15 protein-coding genes are annotated in these 13,811 nt (G+C 73.9%); 6 read left to right on the forward strand and 9 right to left on the reverse strand.

All coding sequences use genetic code 11. The features are described 5' to 3' along the window. Positions 1–4: 4 nt before the first annotated feature. Complete coding sequence (ispD, locus tag AB0M52_RS04750) at positions 5–700, reverse strand: 2-C-methyl-D-erythritol 4-phosphate cytidylyltransferase (protein ID WP_363948898.1); 696 nt, start codon at positions 698–700, stop codon at positions 5–7. A gap of 58 nt (positions 701–758) precedes the next feature. Continuing rightward, a complete protein-coding gene (locus AB0M52_RS04755; protein WP_007073334.1) occupies positions 759–1,244 on the reverse strand; it encodes a CarD family transcriptional regulator in 486 nt (161 codons plus the stop codon). 330 nt (positions 1,245–1,574) lie between these two features. Between AB0M52_RS04755 and AB0M52_RS04760 the strand changes: the two genes are divergently transcribed. Continuing rightward, positions 1,575–2,252: a hypothetical protein gene (locus tag AB0M52_RS04760; RefSeq protein ID WP_363948901.1), complete on the forward strand. Its 678-nt coding sequence runs from the start codon at positions 1,575–1,577 to the stop codon at positions 2,250–2,252. Positions 2,253–2,289: 37 nt separating this feature from the next. Here the strand turns inward: AB0M52_RS04760 and AB0M52_RS04765 are convergent, their stop codons facing one another. From AB0M52_RS04765 to AB0M52_RS04780, 4 genes are all read right to left on the reverse strand, one after another. Next, on the reverse strand, positions 2,290–2,916 hold the full coding sequence (locus tag AB0M52_RS04765; RefSeq protein WP_363948904.1) for a hypothetical protein: 627 nt from the start codon (positions 2,914–2,916) through the stop codon (positions 2,290–2,292). A 25-nt stretch (positions 2,917–2,941) separates the two neighbouring features. Continuing rightward, positions 2,942–3,991 carry a 3-oxoacyl-[acyl-carrier-protein] synthase III C-terminal domain-containing protein gene (locus AB0M52_RS04770; RefSeq protein ID WP_363948906.1) on the reverse strand — a complete coding sequence of 350 codons (1,050 nt, stop codon included), beginning with the start codon at positions 3,989–3,991 and terminating at the stop codon, positions 2,942–2,944. Positions 3,992–4,157: 166 nt separating this feature from the next. Next, a complete protein-coding gene (locus AB0M52_RS04775) occupies positions 4,158–5,348 on the reverse strand; it encodes an acyl-CoA dehydrogenase family protein (protein ID WP_363948908.1) in 1,191 nt (396 codons plus the stop codon). Positions 5,349–5,391: 43 nt separating this feature from the next. Next, positions 5,392–6,129, reverse strand: coding sequence for a methyltransferase domain-containing protein (locus tag AB0M52_RS04780; RefSeq protein ID WP_363948911.1), 738 nt, complete (start codon positions 6,127–6,129; stop codon positions 5,392–5,394). 45 nt (positions 6,130–6,174) lie between these two features. On the opposite strand from AB0M52_RS04780, the gene AB0M52_RS04785 reads away from it, so the two are divergent. From AB0M52_RS04785 to disA, 4 genes are all read left to right on the forward strand, one after another. Continuing rightward, complete coding sequence (locus tag AB0M52_RS04785) at positions 6,175–7,014, forward strand: UbiA family prenyltransferase (RefSeq protein WP_363948914.1); 840 nt, start codon at positions 6,175–6,177, stop codon at positions 7,012–7,014. A gap of 141 nt (positions 7,015–7,155) precedes the next feature. Next, positions 7,156–7,860 (forward strand): hypothetical protein, encoded by a 705-nt coding sequence (locus AB0M52_RS04790; protein ID WP_363948917.1) that lies wholly within the window; start codon positions 7,156–7,158, stop codon positions 7,858–7,860. Positions 7,861–7,950: 90 nt separating this feature from the next. Then, positions 7,951–9,402, forward strand: coding sequence for a DNA repair protein RadA (radA, locus tag AB0M52_RS04795; protein WP_363948920.1), 1,452 nt, complete (start codon positions 7,951–7,953; stop codon positions 9,400–9,402). 109 nt (positions 9,403–9,511) lie between these two features. Further along, positions 9,512–10,690, forward strand: coding sequence for a DNA integrity scanning diadenylate cyclase DisA (disA, locus tag AB0M52_RS04800; RefSeq protein WP_363948923.1), 1,179 nt, complete (start codon positions 9,512–9,514; stop codon positions 10,688–10,690). 24 nt (positions 10,691–10,714) lie between these two features. On the opposite strand, the gene AB0M52_RS04805 is transcribed toward disA, so the two are convergent. The 3 genes from AB0M52_RS04805 to AB0M52_RS04815 form a co-directional block, all read right to left on the reverse strand. Continuing rightward, positions 10,715–11,449: a hypothetical protein gene (locus tag AB0M52_RS04805; protein ID WP_363948926.1), complete on the reverse strand. Its 735-nt coding sequence runs from the start codon at positions 11,447–11,449 to the stop codon at positions 10,715–10,717. A gap of 146 nt (positions 11,450–11,595) precedes the next feature. Further along, a complete protein-coding gene (locus tag AB0M52_RS04810) occupies positions 11,596–12,189 on the reverse strand; it encodes a peptide deformylase (protein WP_363948929.1) in 594 nt (197 codons plus the stop codon). Next, on the reverse strand, positions 12,186–12,698 hold the full coding sequence (locus AB0M52_RS04815) for an ACT domain-containing protein (RefSeq protein ID WP_363948931.1): 513 nt from the start codon (positions 12,696–12,698) through the stop codon (positions 12,186–12,188). The genes AB0M52_RS04810 and AB0M52_RS04815 overlap by 4 nt, the downstream gene beginning before the upstream one ends. Before the next feature lie 96 nt (positions 12,699–12,794). Here AB0M52_RS04815 and AB0M52_RS04820 point away from each other — a divergent pair, with 96 nt between their 5' ends. Then, complete coding sequence (locus tag AB0M52_RS04820; protein WP_363948934.1) at positions 12,795–13,697, forward strand: A/G-specific adenine glycosylase; 903 nt, start codon at positions 12,795–12,797, stop codon at positions 13,695–13,697. Positions 13,698–13,811 lie beyond the last annotated feature (114 nt).

The raw sequence follows: 13,811 nt of genomic DNA on the forward strand, positions 1-13,811 counted from the left end.
CGCGTCATCGGCCGGTCGCCAGCAGGTGCTCGGCCAGGACCAGGTCGAAGGGTCGGGTGATCTTCAGAGCGTGGTCCGAACCGGGTACGCAGTACACCGGCACACCCTGCTTCTCCACCAGCCCGGCGTCGTCGGTGAGCGGGTCGCCGGCGGCGGCGTGCGCGGCGGTCAGCACCGCCCGGCGGAAGCCCTGCGGGGTCTGTACGGCACGCAGCGCGGAGCGGTCGACGGTGCCGAGCACCACCTCGCCCGGGTCGACCTCCTTGATCGTGTCGACGACCGGCAGGACGGGGATCACCGCGTCGTGGCCCGCCCGGACCGCGGCGGCCACCGACTCCACCAGCGCGGGCGGGGTCAGCGCGCGGGCCGCGTCGTGCACGAGGACGATGTCGGGGCCGGCAGGCACGGCGGCGAGGGCGGCGGCCACCGACGCCTGCCGCTCCGCCCCGCCGGGCACCACCGTCACCGGGGCGATCGGGGCGAGCAGATCGCGCACGGCGGGCACGTCCGCGACCGGGGCGGCCACCACGATGGTGTGCACCGACCCGGCGGCCGCCAGCCGGCGGACCGCGTGCACCAGCAGCGGCTCCCCCGCCAGCAGCCGCAGCGCCTTCGGGCGGCCGGGCCCCAGGCGTACGCCGGCACCGGCCGCAGGCACGAGGACCGCGACGTCACCGCGCGGATTGAGCTGCGCGGTCACGTCGCGGTCCTCGACGGTTTCTTCGCTACGAAGTGGGTACGACGATGCTGTGCGCGGACTAGGCCTCGGTCAGCACCTTGTCGAGCAGCGTCTCCGCCTCGTCCTTGGTGCTCTTCTCAGCCAGCGCCACCTCGCCGACGAGAATGTCGCGGGCCTTGGCGAGCATGCGCTTCTCGCCCGCGGACAGCCCCCGCTCCCGCTCGCGGCGCCACAGGTCGCGGACGACCTCCGCCACCTTCAGCGGGTTGCCGGAGGCCAGCTTCTCCAGATTCGCCTTGTAACGCCGCGACCAGTTGGTCGGCTCCTCGGTGTGCGGAGCCCGGAGAACGTCGAAGACCTTGCCGAGGCCCTCTTCGCCAACCACTTCGCGCACACCCACGATCTCGGCGTTCTCGGCCGGTACCCGGACCGTCAGGTCACCCTGCGCGACCCTCAGGACGAGGTACTGCTTGGGCTCGCCCTTGATGACCCGAGTCTCGATTGCCTCGATGAGTGCGGCCCCGTGGTGGGGGTAAACAACGGTCTCGCCGACACTGAAAACCATAGGTTCGAAACCCCTTTCGCTGTGTCTAGGGTAACACGCTCAGGCACCGATGTCTCACCGCTGTCCTGACCGTTGGCGCAGCTCAGGGGCCCTGTGAGAGGTATTTCTTCGGCTTGACAGACCGTCAAGCCGATGATTCGAACACGCTCCGTAATCCAGGGATGACCCCCGGGCACGGATGGCGACGAACGCCGAGATCAGAAGCTACGCACCCATCCCATGGTATCCCGCCGTACCCGACTGTGGGCAGCGGTAGCGGGACCGGGCCCGGTGCGGGACGCTGGAGGAAGCGCCGCTGTCCGCACACCCACAAGGTTCCAGGGGGTCGCAATGGGCAAGGCTGACGCCGACGGTCCCGGGCTGCCCGACCTGCCTCCCGAGTGGGGTCGGGTGGTCGTCCCGAACGACGCCTCCGCGCTCGCCGACGAGGCCGAACAGGTCCGTCGTGAGCTGCGCCGCCGGGTGGCGGCCCAGCCCCGTCGATGGCGCCCGCCCGCGGTACCCGTACTCGTGCTGGTGGTCGCGGTCGTGGCCACGATCGCCGGCCTGATCACCGTCACCTGGCCCCGGCCCGGCCGCTACCCCGGGCCGGCCGCCAGCACCCCCGACCCGGCACCGGGGCAACTGACCGGCCGTGGGCTGCCCGCGCTGGACCTGGTCGACGCCGGGCAGTCGCCGGTGCCACTGCGCGGGCTGCTGCCGGCGTTGGTGCTGCTCGTGGACGGGTGCGCCTGCCCCGACCGGGTCGCCGAGGCAGCGGCGGCAGCGCCCGACGGGGTAACCGTGGTCACCGTGGCCGCTGGCAGCCCCGGAGCGGCACCGCCCGGCACCGACGTACGCGCGCTGGCCGACCCGGCCGGCGGCCTGCGCGCGTTCCTGCACCTGCCGGCCCGCCCGGACACCGTGACCGCCCTGCTCGCCGACCGGGAGGGCCGGATCGTCCTGGTGGTGCCCGAGGTCGCCACGATCGCCGAGTACCACGCCGAGCTGGTCCGGTTGGCCGGCTGAGAGGCTGCCGGCGGCTGGCATCGGCCGCGGGCGACGCTCATCGGGGAGCGGTCAGCTGGGCCTCCAGTTGGACCGGCTCCGTTCCGGCGGTCGAGAACGACACCTGCACCGGACCACCGCTGCCGATGACCTCCGTCATGACCACCGCCCCGTCGCAATCGAGGGTCATCGGATCGCCCGCCCAGCCGCCGGTGACCACGACCAGCAGCTTGCTGGGACCGGTGCAGGTGTAGCGCAGCAGGTGCCGCTCGCCGTCGGCCATCGGTGCCTGCCGGACGACCATCTCTCCCGGGCGCAGCGTCGGGCGCTCCGTCCATACCACGTCCCGACCACCCGACCGCACCGCGCCCGGATAGCCAAAGCCCGGCTCGATGGCAGCGCCCTCGGTGTCGCCGTCCAACCGGAGCACCGCGCCCGTTCCTGTATCCAGGAGGACGGAGGAGTCCGCCGCCGCGTCCGTCGCAGTCACGACGCTCGTGCCCGGGTCCACCCGCCACAGCTCGGTGGCGCGCGGCGACTCGTCCGTGGCGCTCCCTCGGCCGGCGCCCACGGCCGGTGGAGCCGGTGCCTCCGCCTGCCACCACCAGCCTCCGACGGCCAGCGCGGCCACCCCGGCGGCGGCCAGCACGACGCCCCGCAGCCGATGGATGTGATCGCCGTCCATGCCGAGCAGGGTAGCCCCCGCGTGGTCAGGCGTGCCGCTCCAGCAGCGCGGCGTAGAGGGTCAGGCCGGGCCCGAAGGCCAGCATCACCACCCGGCGCGGCGACGGCGCGGCCCGGAACAGGCGGTCGAGGATCAACAGCACCGTGGGAGACGAACAGTTGCCGTGCTGGTCCAGGGTCTCCCGCGACGCGGCCAGCGCCGCCGGTGCCAGGCTCAGCTCACGCTCCACCACGTTGACGATGCGCGGACCGCCCGGGTGCACGGCCCAGCCGTCCACCCCGGACACGCTGGTGCCGTGGCGGGCCAGCAGATCGTCGACCAGCCCCTGGACGTGGGTCGACAGCACCTGCGGCACCTTCGGCGACAGCCCCATCCGGAAGCCGGTGTCGGTCACGTCCCAGGTCATGTGGTCGGCGGTGGACGTGTCGGTCACCGAGGTGACCTCCCGCACCGCGTACCCCCGGCCGCCGGGGACCACCACCGCGGCGACCGCGGCGTCCGAGAAGAGCGCGTGAGAGACGATCTGCTGGGTGTCCAGCCGGGCCGACGACGGCTGCAGGTGCAGGCTGGTCAGCTCGGCACAGAGCAGCAGCGCCGGGCGTCCCCGCGCGGTGACGAAATCACTCACCGCGCCCAGCCCCGGCAGGGCCGCGTAGCAGCCCATGTGGCCGACGAACATCCGCTGGGTCGCCGGGGCCATGCCCAGATCGCGGGCGAGCAGGATGTCCAGCCCCGGCGTCGCGTACCCGGTGCAGGAGCAGACGACGAACAGCCCGATGTCGCCGGCGGCCAACCCGGCCGCGGTCAGCGCCCGGCCGACCGCCTCCTTGCCCAACGGCAGCGCCTCGACCTGGTACCGACGCATCCGTCGTTCGGTCGGCCAGTCGGAGACGTCCTCGATCAGCGGGCTGACCGCCGCCTGTCGCCGGCTGACGCCCGAGTTCGCAAAGATCCGCTCGGCGAGCGTACGGGTGGTGCCGGAGAAGTGCCGGGAGAAGAACCTCTCCCACAGCTCGTGCTGGTCCACGGAGGGCGGATGAGCTGTGCCCACGCCCGCGATCACCGGTACGGACACGGTCCCACCTTCCTCTCGTTCGCGGCTGCGGGGCTCGCAAGCTCACTCCTCGCACTCACCGGGCTGGCCTTTCGTTCGCGACTGCGGGCTCGCAAGCTCACTCCTCGCACTCACCGGGCTGGCCTTTCGTTCGCGACTGCGGGGCTCGCAAGCTCACTCCTCGCACTCACCAACGAGGGGCCGACCCGTCGCGGTCCGGGTCGCCGCCGAGAGTGGCGATGCCGAGCCAGTCCGCGCAGACGTCGGAGGTGGCCGGGTGCAGCGAACCGCAACGGGCGTCCCGGTAGAGGCGTTCCAGCGGGTGGCCACGACGGGTGGCGGAGGTACCCGCCGCCTCCAGCATCGACGCGGCCACCTCCGCCGCGGTGGTGCCGGCCAGCAGTTTCGCCCGCCACACCCAGCGGTTGGTCTCCGCGTCGCCCGGGGCCTCGTCTACCCGGCGGGCCGCCTCGGCCACCACCAACTCCGCCGCCGCCACCGCGGCGTCGGCCCGGCCGAGCCGGGCCCGTACGGCGGGCAGGCCGGCGAGACCTCGTGCGTTGAGGTGCTCCGCCGCCGCGTCGATCGAGGCCCGGGCCACTCCCACGTAGACGGCGGCGTAGCTGGCCACCAGCCAGTGCGGCATGAGCTGGGCGACCACCAGGGCTAGGCCCTCCACCCCGCCGAGCAGCCGGTCGGCCGGCACGGTGACGTCGAGGTGCAGGTCGTGCGAGGCGGTGGCCCGCATGCCGAGCGAGTCCCAGGTCGGCTCGACGGTGAGCCCGTCGCCGGCCGGGACCAGGAACTGCGAGACCACCGACGGGTCGGCGGCGCTGCGGGCGGCGACCAGGTAACCGTCGGCGTGACCGGCACCGGAGCAGAAGGTCTTGCTGCCCTTGATTCGCCAGCCCTGCTCGACCGGCTCGTAGACGGTGGTGAGCTGAGACAGCCGGGCACCCGCGCCGCGCTCGCTCATTGCGACGGCGTACCACGCCCCCTCGGCCGCCGCCCGCAGCAACCGGTCGCGGGCGGCCAACGCCTCCGCCGGTACGCCGAGCGCCTCGGCCAACTCCTCGGTGACCGCGCCGAGCGCGCCGGTGACCGAGGCGTGCATGTTGAACACCAGTGCGGTGGCACCATTGCCCCGGGCCAACTCGCTGGCGACGGCCGCGTACCCGGCGAACGTCGCGCCGGTGCCGCCCAGCTCGGCGGGGACCATCAGGCCGAACAGCCCGGCCACGGCCAGATCGTTGAAGTCGTCGACGGGGAACGAGCCGTTCCGGTCGTGTTCGGCGGCCCGAGCGGCCAGCCGGGGCGCCAGCCGGCGGGCGGCGTCCAGCGCGTCCGTGCTCACGATCCGCTCGCTGCGCTCATTCATGGAACCCCCTCTTCGCGCGTACCCCATGCCCCTGTCGGGTCCGCTATCCGCCGCGTACCCCGCGGCCCTGGTAAAGCACGGCGGTCGAGCCGGTCGACACGATGCGTGGTGCCCGGCCGGCGGGCGCCTCGCCGCCGCGCGCCTGCCGGAACAGCCAGCGGAGCAGCCCGGGCACGCCGGGGCGGATGCCACGGACCTGCAGATCCACGCCGTGCCGGGCGCACTCGGCCACCAGTTCCCGGTCGTCCACGAACAACCGTGGATCGTGGATGCCGCGCGGCACGGTGGGCAGCCGCTCGGCGATGCGGACGGCGACCAGCCGGCACAGCGCGGTGTCGTTGAGGGTGTCCAGCACCAGCAGGCCGCCGGGGCGCAGCAGCCGACACGCCTCGGCCACCGCGGCACGCCAGTCCGGGACGTGTTCGAGCAGCTCGCCGGCGGCGACCACGTCGGCGCAGCCGTCGGCCAGCGGCACCGCCGTGGCGTCGCCGTTGACCGCAGTCACGCCATGCGCGACCGCCTGGGCCAGGGCCGAGCGGGTGAGATCCACCCCCACGTGTCGGTAACCCTTGCCGGCCAGGTGCGGGGCGAGCAGCCCGGCACCGCAGCCGAGGTCGACCAGCAGCGCACCGGGTCGCGCCGCCGGGGGCACCAGCGCCGCCCGTGCCTCGGCCAGCCAGTGCAGCATGGCGAAGGCCCCGTCCGGCCGCCACCACTCGCCGGCCAGCTCGTCGTACTGGCGCGGATCGTTGCGGGGCAGGCTCAGGCCGGCATCACGCATGGCACGAGCGTGGCACGACTCCCCGGTAACGGCCAGACTTCCGTTATGTCGTGGACGGTGTTAGGGCTGCTCAGGGCGAGCCATCCGGAGCCGACCGCCGCAGTCACCACAGTGGCCGGCCTGCTCGCGGTCGGCGTCGGGCATCCGCCGGGCGGGATCGCCGTGGTGGCGCTGACGGTGGCGGCCAGCCAGTTCACGGTCGGGTGGACCAACGACCTGCTCGACGCCGATCGGGACGCCACTGTGGGGCGTACCGACAAACCGGTGGCGACCGGCGCGGTTGGCCGGCGCACGGTGGCGGTGGCCGCGGTGCTGGCCGGCTGCGCCACCGTGGCGATGGCCCTGACCACGAACCCGACGGCGGCTCTCTGGGCCACCATCGGCCTGGTCTCGGCGCTGCTCTACGACTGGCCGCTGAAGTCGACGCCGGTTTCGGTGCTGCCGTACGCGGTCTCCTTCGGCGCGCTGCCCGCCTTCGTGGTACTGGCCCTGCCCGGCGCGCCGGCACCGCCGGTCTGGCTGGTCGCCGCCGCGGCCCTGCTGGGCGCGGGCGCGCACTTCGCCAACGTGCTGCCCGACCTCGCCGACGACGCCCGGACCAGGGTGCGCGGGCTGCCGCACCGGCTGGGCCCGGGGGGCAGCTGGGCGGCCGCCTTCGGACTGCTGATCGCGGCGACCGGCACGCTGGTGCTGGGGCCACCCGGGCCGCCGTCGGGCGTGGGCCTCGCGGCGGTCGCGGCCGCCGGGCTCGTCCCGGCCCTGGCGTGGTCCGCCGGTCGCGCCGCCGGCCGGGCCGGGGCTCGCCCGGTGGCCGCCTTCCGGGCGATGATGCTGGTAGCCCTGATCGATGTCGTCCTGCTGGTCACGAGCGGTCGGCTGGTCTGAGCCCTCACCCCGCCAGGTGGCGGCCCCGGGTCGGCGTGCGGGCCACGATCAGCCCCAACTACCCTGGAACGCGGTCTGCGCGGGGCAGGGCCAGCCGGTCCGGCGGCGTAGCCGGGTGTGATCGTGACGAGGAGGACCGACGTGACGCGCTCGATCAGGGGTTCCCGGCGGGCTGCCGTGCTGCTGCCCGGGATCGCGGCGGCAGCCGGGCTGCTGCTGTCCGGGTGCGGCGCCGGTCAGATCTCCGAGACGGCCAACAAGGTGCCGTCGATCCAGGGCGTCAACCTCCAGGCCGCCGACGGCAAGTACGGCGTACGGAGCGTCCTGGTCGCCTACCCCGGCGTCGAGGGCTACCGGGCCGGCGACGACGCTGTGCTCAACGCCGTCTTCTACAACGACTTGCCGAACCCGGTCACGGTGACCGTCACGTCGTCGGACGCCCGCGAGGTGGTCCTCACCACGGTCCGCGCCGCGACCAGCCCGTCGCCCACCGGATCGCCCTCGCCGACGACGTCTCCGTCGCCGGAGGAGTCCCCGGAAGGCACGCCGTCCCCCGAGTCGCCGTCGCCCAGCCCGACCGGATCTCCGGCCACCGAGCCGGCCCGGATCGTGATCCCGCCGCTGAGCTACGTGCAGCTGAACACCGAGGGTGAGCGGGTGCTCCAGCTCATCGGGCTGAACCAGGCCGTACTCGCGGGCGAGAACATCACGCTGACCTTCGACTTCGGCGGCGGCAACACGATCACCAGCCTGGCGCCGATCGCTGTGCCGCTCACCCCGGCACCGCCGCCGTCGCCGATCGTCGAGCGCCACACCGAGTTCGAGGGCGAGGACAGCCACGGCTGAGCCGGCCCGGAGCTTTCCGACGGCGCCGTCGGCGTGGTGGACACCATGCCGACGGCGCCGTCGTCGTACCCGGGGGTTAGCGTCCCTCGGGTGAGCATCTCCCGATCGACCCCGGCCCGGGGGGCGGCCGGCGGGCGTGGCAAGGCCGCCGCCCGCGAGCCCCGTCCCGCGTACGAGTGCGACGCCTGCGGGCACCAGCCACCGAAGTGGGTAGGGCGCTGCCCCGAATGCGGCGAGTGGGGTTCGGTGGTCGAATGCACCGTCACCGGCCCGACCGTCTCCGGGCGCGTGGTCAGCTCCCGGATGCCCGCCGAGCCGGCCCGGCCCATCGCCACCATCAGCGCGGCGCCGGCCCGCGCCCGGCCCACCGGGGTCAGTGAGCTCGACCGGGTGCTCGGCGGGGGCCTGGTGCCCGGGGCGGTGGTGCTGCTCGCCGGCGAGCCGGGGGTCGGCAAGTCCACCCTGCTGCTCGACGTCGCCCAGCAGTGGGCCGCCGGCGCGGGCAGCCCGTCGCTGGTGGTCAGCGGCGAGGAGTCGGTCAGCCAGGTGCGGCTGCGCGCCGAGCGCATGGGCACCCTGCACGACCAGCTCTACCTGGCCGCCGAGAGCGACCTCGCGGCGGTGCTCGGTCACCTCGACGCGGTCAAGCCCGGCCTGCTGGTGCTCGACTCGGTGCAGACCATCTCCACCACCGGCACCGAGGGGGTGCCCGGCGGGGTGACCCAGGTCCGGGCGGTCACCGCCGCCCTGGTCGCGGTCGCCAAGGAGCGCGGCGTGGCGACCGTGCTGGTCGGCCACGTCACCAAGGACGGCCAGGTGGCCGGCCCCCGGGTGCTGGAGCACCTGGTCGACGTGGTGCTGCACTTCGAGGGCGACAAGCACTCCTCGCTGCGGATGGTGCGGGGAGTCAAGAACCGGTTCGGCGCCGCCGACGAGGTGGGCTGCTTCGAGATGCACGAGGGAGGCATCAGCAGCCTCGCCGATCCGTCCGGGCTGTTCCTGACCCGCTACTCCGAGCCGGTGCCGGGCACCTGCGTGACGGTGGCGATGGAGGGGCGCCGGGCACTGGTCACCGAGGTGCAGGCGCTGATCGGCGCGACGGTGGCCGGTTCGCCCCGGCGCACCGTCTCCGGGCTGGACTCGGCCCGGTTGGCCATGGTGCTGGCGGTGCTCCAGCGCCGGACCGAACGGCTCACCCTGCACGACCGGGAGGTCTTCGCGGCCACCGTCGGCGGCATCCGGGTGGTGGAGCCGGCGGCCGACCTGGCGGTCGCCCTGGCCGTCGCCTCCGGCGGGCTCAACCTGGCGATCGCGCCGCACCTGGTGGCGATCGGCGAGGTCGGCCTGACCGGCGAGGTGCGTCGGGTGGGTGCGGTGCCGCGCCGGTTGGCCGAGGCGGCCCGGCTCGGTTTCCGACTGGCCCTGGTGCCGCCCGGCTGCGGGCCGACGAGCACCGGCGCCGGCCCCGAGCAAATGCGCGTGGTCGAGGTCGCCGACGTCCGTTCGGCGTTGCAGGCTGCAGCCCGGGCATCCGCGGAGTGAAGCCGCGTCTCGGGCGATCCCGCCCGGCTCCGGCCGGTCGGTGCCGGATCGTGACACATCACAGTAACCGCGAGAGCACCCACCGCAGGGCAGTCCGTAGACTGTGCCCGTGCCAGTCGACCGCGACACCACCAAGCCTGCCGGCGCGACACCCCACGCCCGCACCGGTGCCGTGGGCTCGCCCGCCCGTCCGATCAGCGTCAGCGTGACCGGGGGTGGCGGCGCCGGCGACCCGCTGCGCGCCAATCTGGCCCTGATGGCACCCGGCACCGCGCTGCGCGACGGGCTGGAGCGCATCCTGCGCGGTCGCACCGGTGCGCTGATCGTGCTCGGCTACGACAAGGTGGTCGAGGGGTTGTGCACCGGCGGTTTCCCACTGGACGTCGAGTTTTCCGCGACCCGGGTCCGCGAGCTGTGCAAGATGGACGGCGCGGTCGTGCTCTCCAGTGACGGCACCCGGATCGTCCGGGCGGCGGTGCACCTGATGCCCGACCCGACCATCCCGACCGAGGAGTCGGGCACCCGGCACCGCACCGCGGAGCGGGTCGCCCGGCAGACCGGCTACCCGGTGATCTCGGTCAGTCAGTCGATGCGGATCATCAGCCTCTACGTCAACGGCCAGCGGCATGTGCTGGACGACTCGGCGGCGATCCTGTCCCGGGCGAACCAGGCGCTGGCCACCCTGGAGCGCTACAAGCTCCGGCTGGACGAGGTCTCCGGCACGCTCTCCGCCCTGGAGATCGAGGATCTGGTCACCGTACGTGACGCGGTGGCCGTGGTGCAGCGACTGGAGATGGTCCGCCGGATCGCCGACGAGATCGCCGGGTACGTGGTGGAACTGGGCACCGACGGTCGGCTGCTCGCCCTCCAGCTGGACGAGCTGATGGCCGGCGTCGACGCCGACCGCACCCTGGTCATCCGGGATTACCTGCCCACCGGCCGGAAGTCCCGCACCCTCGACGAGGCCCTGGTCGAGCTGGACCTGCTCAGCGCCACCGAGCTGATCGACCTGGTCTCGGTGGCCAAGGCGATCGGCTATCCGGCCGCCTCCGACGCGCTGGACGCGGCGGTGAGTCCGCGTGGTTTCCGGCTGCTGGCCAAGGTGCCGCGGCTGCCGGTGGCCGTGGTGGACCGGCTGGTGGTGCACTTCGGCAGCCTCCAGCGGTTGCTCGGAGCCACCGTGGAGGACCTCCAGGCGGTCGAGGGCGTCGGCGACGCGCGGGCCCGGGGCGTACGCGAGGGGCTGTCCCGGCTGGCCGAGGCGTCCATCCTGGAGCGCTACGTCTGACCGCGCTCGGCGCGGCGGCGCCGCTCAGCCGGTGAGGACGAGCTTCACCGGCTGGCTCAGCCTGCTGCCCACCCGCGCGAAGACCTCGTACGTCCCGGCCTGCGGGGTGGGGCCGGCCGCCAGCCCGTCGGCGCACCGGGTGCTGTCCTTACCGTTCCAGCCAACCCGGTAGGAGCGTTCGAACCCCGGGGTGAAGGACTGCACGTCCGACCCGGAGCCGGTGCCGCAGGTGTCCGACGACCAGATCTTCTCGGCACCGGATTTGATGTACAACTCCTGCGCGTCCGCGCCGACATCCCGGCTGCAGGTCCGCTCCGACCGGTTACGAATCTTGAGATGCAGGTCGACGGCGGCACCACGGACGACCTCTGCGGGCAGGGCCACCGCGGTCACCAGCAGCTCCGCGTCCGTGCAGGTGCCCTCGTCGGTCACCGAAGTGTTCGACCGCGGCGGATCGTTGCTCAGGGTCGGCTCGGTCGACGGCTCAGTCGACGGCTCGTCAGCGGGCGCGGACGGGCCGGCTCCGGCGTCGCCCGACGGCGGCGAGCCGGTCTGCGGGGTCAGCACCGACCCGGTGGGTTCCGGCGTGCCGGACGACGCGCCCGAGTCGGGCTGGCCGTTGCCGCTCGCGTCGGTGCCGACACCCGGCCCGGTGCACGAGTACAGCAGGACGACGAGGAAAAGCAGGACCGCGCCGAGCACGACGGCGCGACGCCGCCAGTACACGGCGGAAGGCAGGGGGCCGACCGTCAGACGCATGATGCCCCCACCGTAGCGGCGGTCCGCGCGACGGACGGTAGCGACGCGCCGGAGCCGGCACGACCCATCGGAACCGACCCTCCATTCACGACAGCGTGAGCGACGGGCGACGCCGGACGGTCACCGAACGTAGCGCTGCGACCTGGTCAGAGGTAGACCTTGCGCTGGTAGATCGCGTGGGCACCGGCCACCCGGTCCAGGAAGAGCAGACCGCCGCAGTGGTCGATCTCGTGTTGCAGGGCGCGCGCCTCGAAACCGTCCGTCACCAGGCGTACGAACTTGCCGCTGCCGGGTAGCACGCCCTCGACCACCAGCCGGCTCGCGCGCTTGACGTCACCGGTGAGGTCCGGCACCGACATGCAGCCCTCCCGTCCCGCCTTCCACCGGGTCGCCTCGACCACCCGGGCGTTGCAGAGGACGAAGGTGCCGTGCACGGTGACCGCCTTGGAATGCCCGGTGATGTTGACCGCGAACACCTGCGCGCCCACCCCCACCTGCGGGGCGGCCAGGCCGACGCAGCCGGGCGACACCCGCATGGTGGCGATCAGGTCGGCCGCCAGTTGGACGGTCTCCCCGGCGGTCGGGTCGACCTCCGTACCCGCCCGGCTGAGCACCGCGTTCGGGGCGGAGACCACCGGCAGCACCCGGCCGTCGCCCAGCGACTCCGGCGTCCAGTCACCGAGGCCGGCGTACGTCTCCGCCTGCGGGTCGAGGTCCGACCCGTCCGTCTGGCCGGTCACAGCAGGTCCGGTTCGGCACGCCGGAGGGTGACCTCGACGCCCAGGCCCGCTGCGGCGTCGGCCAGCCGGCCGGCGAGCCCCTCGGCCGTGGCAGGCGGCAGGTCGACCTCGGCGACCACCACGTAGAGCGATCCCGCCAGCCGGGTACTCAGGTCGGTGACGTTGCCACCGGCGTCGGCGAGCACCCGAGTCATCGCGGCCACGATGCCCATCCGGTCCGCGCCGTGAACCGCCATCACGTACGGCTCGCCGGCCGGAGCCGTCTCACCGTCGGGCGTCACCGCGCGTACGGTCGCCAGCAGTTGGCCGTCGGCGGCGAGCGGGGCCAGCGCGGCCTCGACCTCGGGGGCGGCCGGGCCCACGCAGATCAGGGTCATCGCGAAGTGCCCCCGCAGCCGGGTCATCGTGCTGTCGGTGAGGTTGGCCCCGAGCCGGGCAAGCACCTCGGCGACGTCGGCCACGATGCCGGGCCGGTCCCGGCCGATGACGGTGATCGCGAGCTCGTTCATCCGGGCATTCTGCCCGATCCATGCGCGCCGCTGGCTGCGGCCCGCCCGGACCGTCCAATCAACGGGACCATCCCGCGTGACATCATCGGCGGCGCGATGACAGAAGCCACCTTCGCCGGACAAGTGAGCCGGTGGTACGAGCAGAACGCCCGGGACCTGCCCTGGCGCGAGCCCGGCGTGAGCCCGTGGGCGATCCTGGTCAGCGAGGTCATGCTCCAGCAGACCCCGGTGGCCCGGGTGCTGCCCGCCTGGCAGGCATGGCTGGACCGCTGGCCAACGCCGGCCGCCCTGGCCGCAGACAGCCCCGCCGAGGCGATCCGCATGTGGGGACGGCTCGGCTACCCCCGCCGGGCGGTACGGCTTCGGGAGTGCGCGGTGGCCATCGTGGAGCGGCACGGCGGCGACGTGCCCGACCGGCTGGAGCAGTTGCTCGCCCTGCCCGGCGTCGGCACGTACACGGCACGGGCGGTGGCCGCCTTTGCGTACGGCCAGCGGCATCCGGTGGTCGACACCAACGTACGCCGGGTGGTCTGCCGGGCCGTGGCCGGAGAACCGGACGCCGGTCCGGCGACCCGGCCCGCCGACCTGGTCGCCACCGAGGAACTGCTGCCCGTCGAGCCGGCCGCCGCCGCCCTGGCCAGCGCGGCCATCATGGAACTGGGTGCGGTGGTCTGCACCGCCCGGTCGCCGCGCTGCGGCGCGTGTCCGGTCGAGGCGACCTGCGCGTGGCGGGCCTCGGGACAGGTCGCCCCGGCCGGCCCGACCCGCCGTCCCCAGCGGTACGCCGGCACCGACCGCCAGGTACGCGGCCTGCTGCTCGGGGTACTCCGGGAGGCGACCGGGCCGGTGCCGCACCAGCGCCTGGACCAGGTGTGGGCGGACGAGGTGCAGTGCGCCCGGGCACTGGCCGGGCTGGTCACCGATGGACTGGTCGAGCCGGTCGGCGAGACGTCGTTCCGCCTGATCGGCGACGGTCCGCCGGCGCCAGTGGCCGGCTGACCCGTACCCCGCCGCCCTGGCCGGCTGCCCGCACCCGAGGTCGCTCCGCCGCCGCCCGGGCCGGGACGCGACCGGGCCGACCCCGGTAGAACGAAAGATCGATGTAGACCAGCG

It is taken from the genome of Micromonospora sp. NPDC051296 (assembly GCF_040682255.1).
Lineage (GTDB): Bacteria > Actinomycetota > Actinomycetes > Mycobacteriales > Micromonosporaceae > Micromonospora > Micromonospora craterilacus.

Coding starts and splice junctions, on each gene's coding strand:
- AB0M52_RS04755 (WP_007073334.1), bottom strand. CDS start 1,244: ATGGTTTTCAGTGTCGGCGAGACCGTTGTTTACCCCCACCACGGGGCC.
- AB0M52_RS04805 (WP_363948926.1), bottom strand. CDS start 11,449: ATGCGTCTGACGGTCGGCCCCCTGCCTTCCGCCGTGTACTGGCGGCGT.
- AB0M52_RS04780 (WP_363948911.1), bottom strand. CDS start 6,129: ATGCGTGATGCCGGCCTGAGCCTGCCCCGCAACGATCCGCGCCAGTAC.
- AB0M52_RS04815 (WP_363948931.1), bottom strand. CDS start 12,698: ATGAACGAGCTCGCGATCACCGTCATCGGCCGGGACCGGCCCGGCATC.
- AB0M52_RS04765 (WP_363948904.1), bottom strand. CDS start 2,916: ATGGACGGCGATCACATCCATCGGCTGCGGGGCGTCGTGCTGGCCGCC.
- AB0M52_RS04775 (WP_363948908.1), bottom strand. CDS start 5,348: ATGAATGAGCGCAGCGAGCGGATCGTGAGCACGGACGCGCTGGACGCC.
- AB0M52_RS04760 (WP_363948901.1), top strand. CDS start 1,575: ATGGGCAAGGCTGACGCCGACGGTCCCGGGCTGCCCGACCTGCCTCCC.
- AB0M52_RS04820 (WP_363948934.1), top strand. CDS start 12,795: ATGACAGAAGCCACCTTCGCCGGACAAGTGAGCCGGTGGTACGAGCAG.
- AB0M52_RS04785 (WP_363948914.1), top strand. CDS start 6,175: ATGTCGTGGACGGTGTTAGGGCTGCTCAGGGCGAGCCATCCGGAGCCG.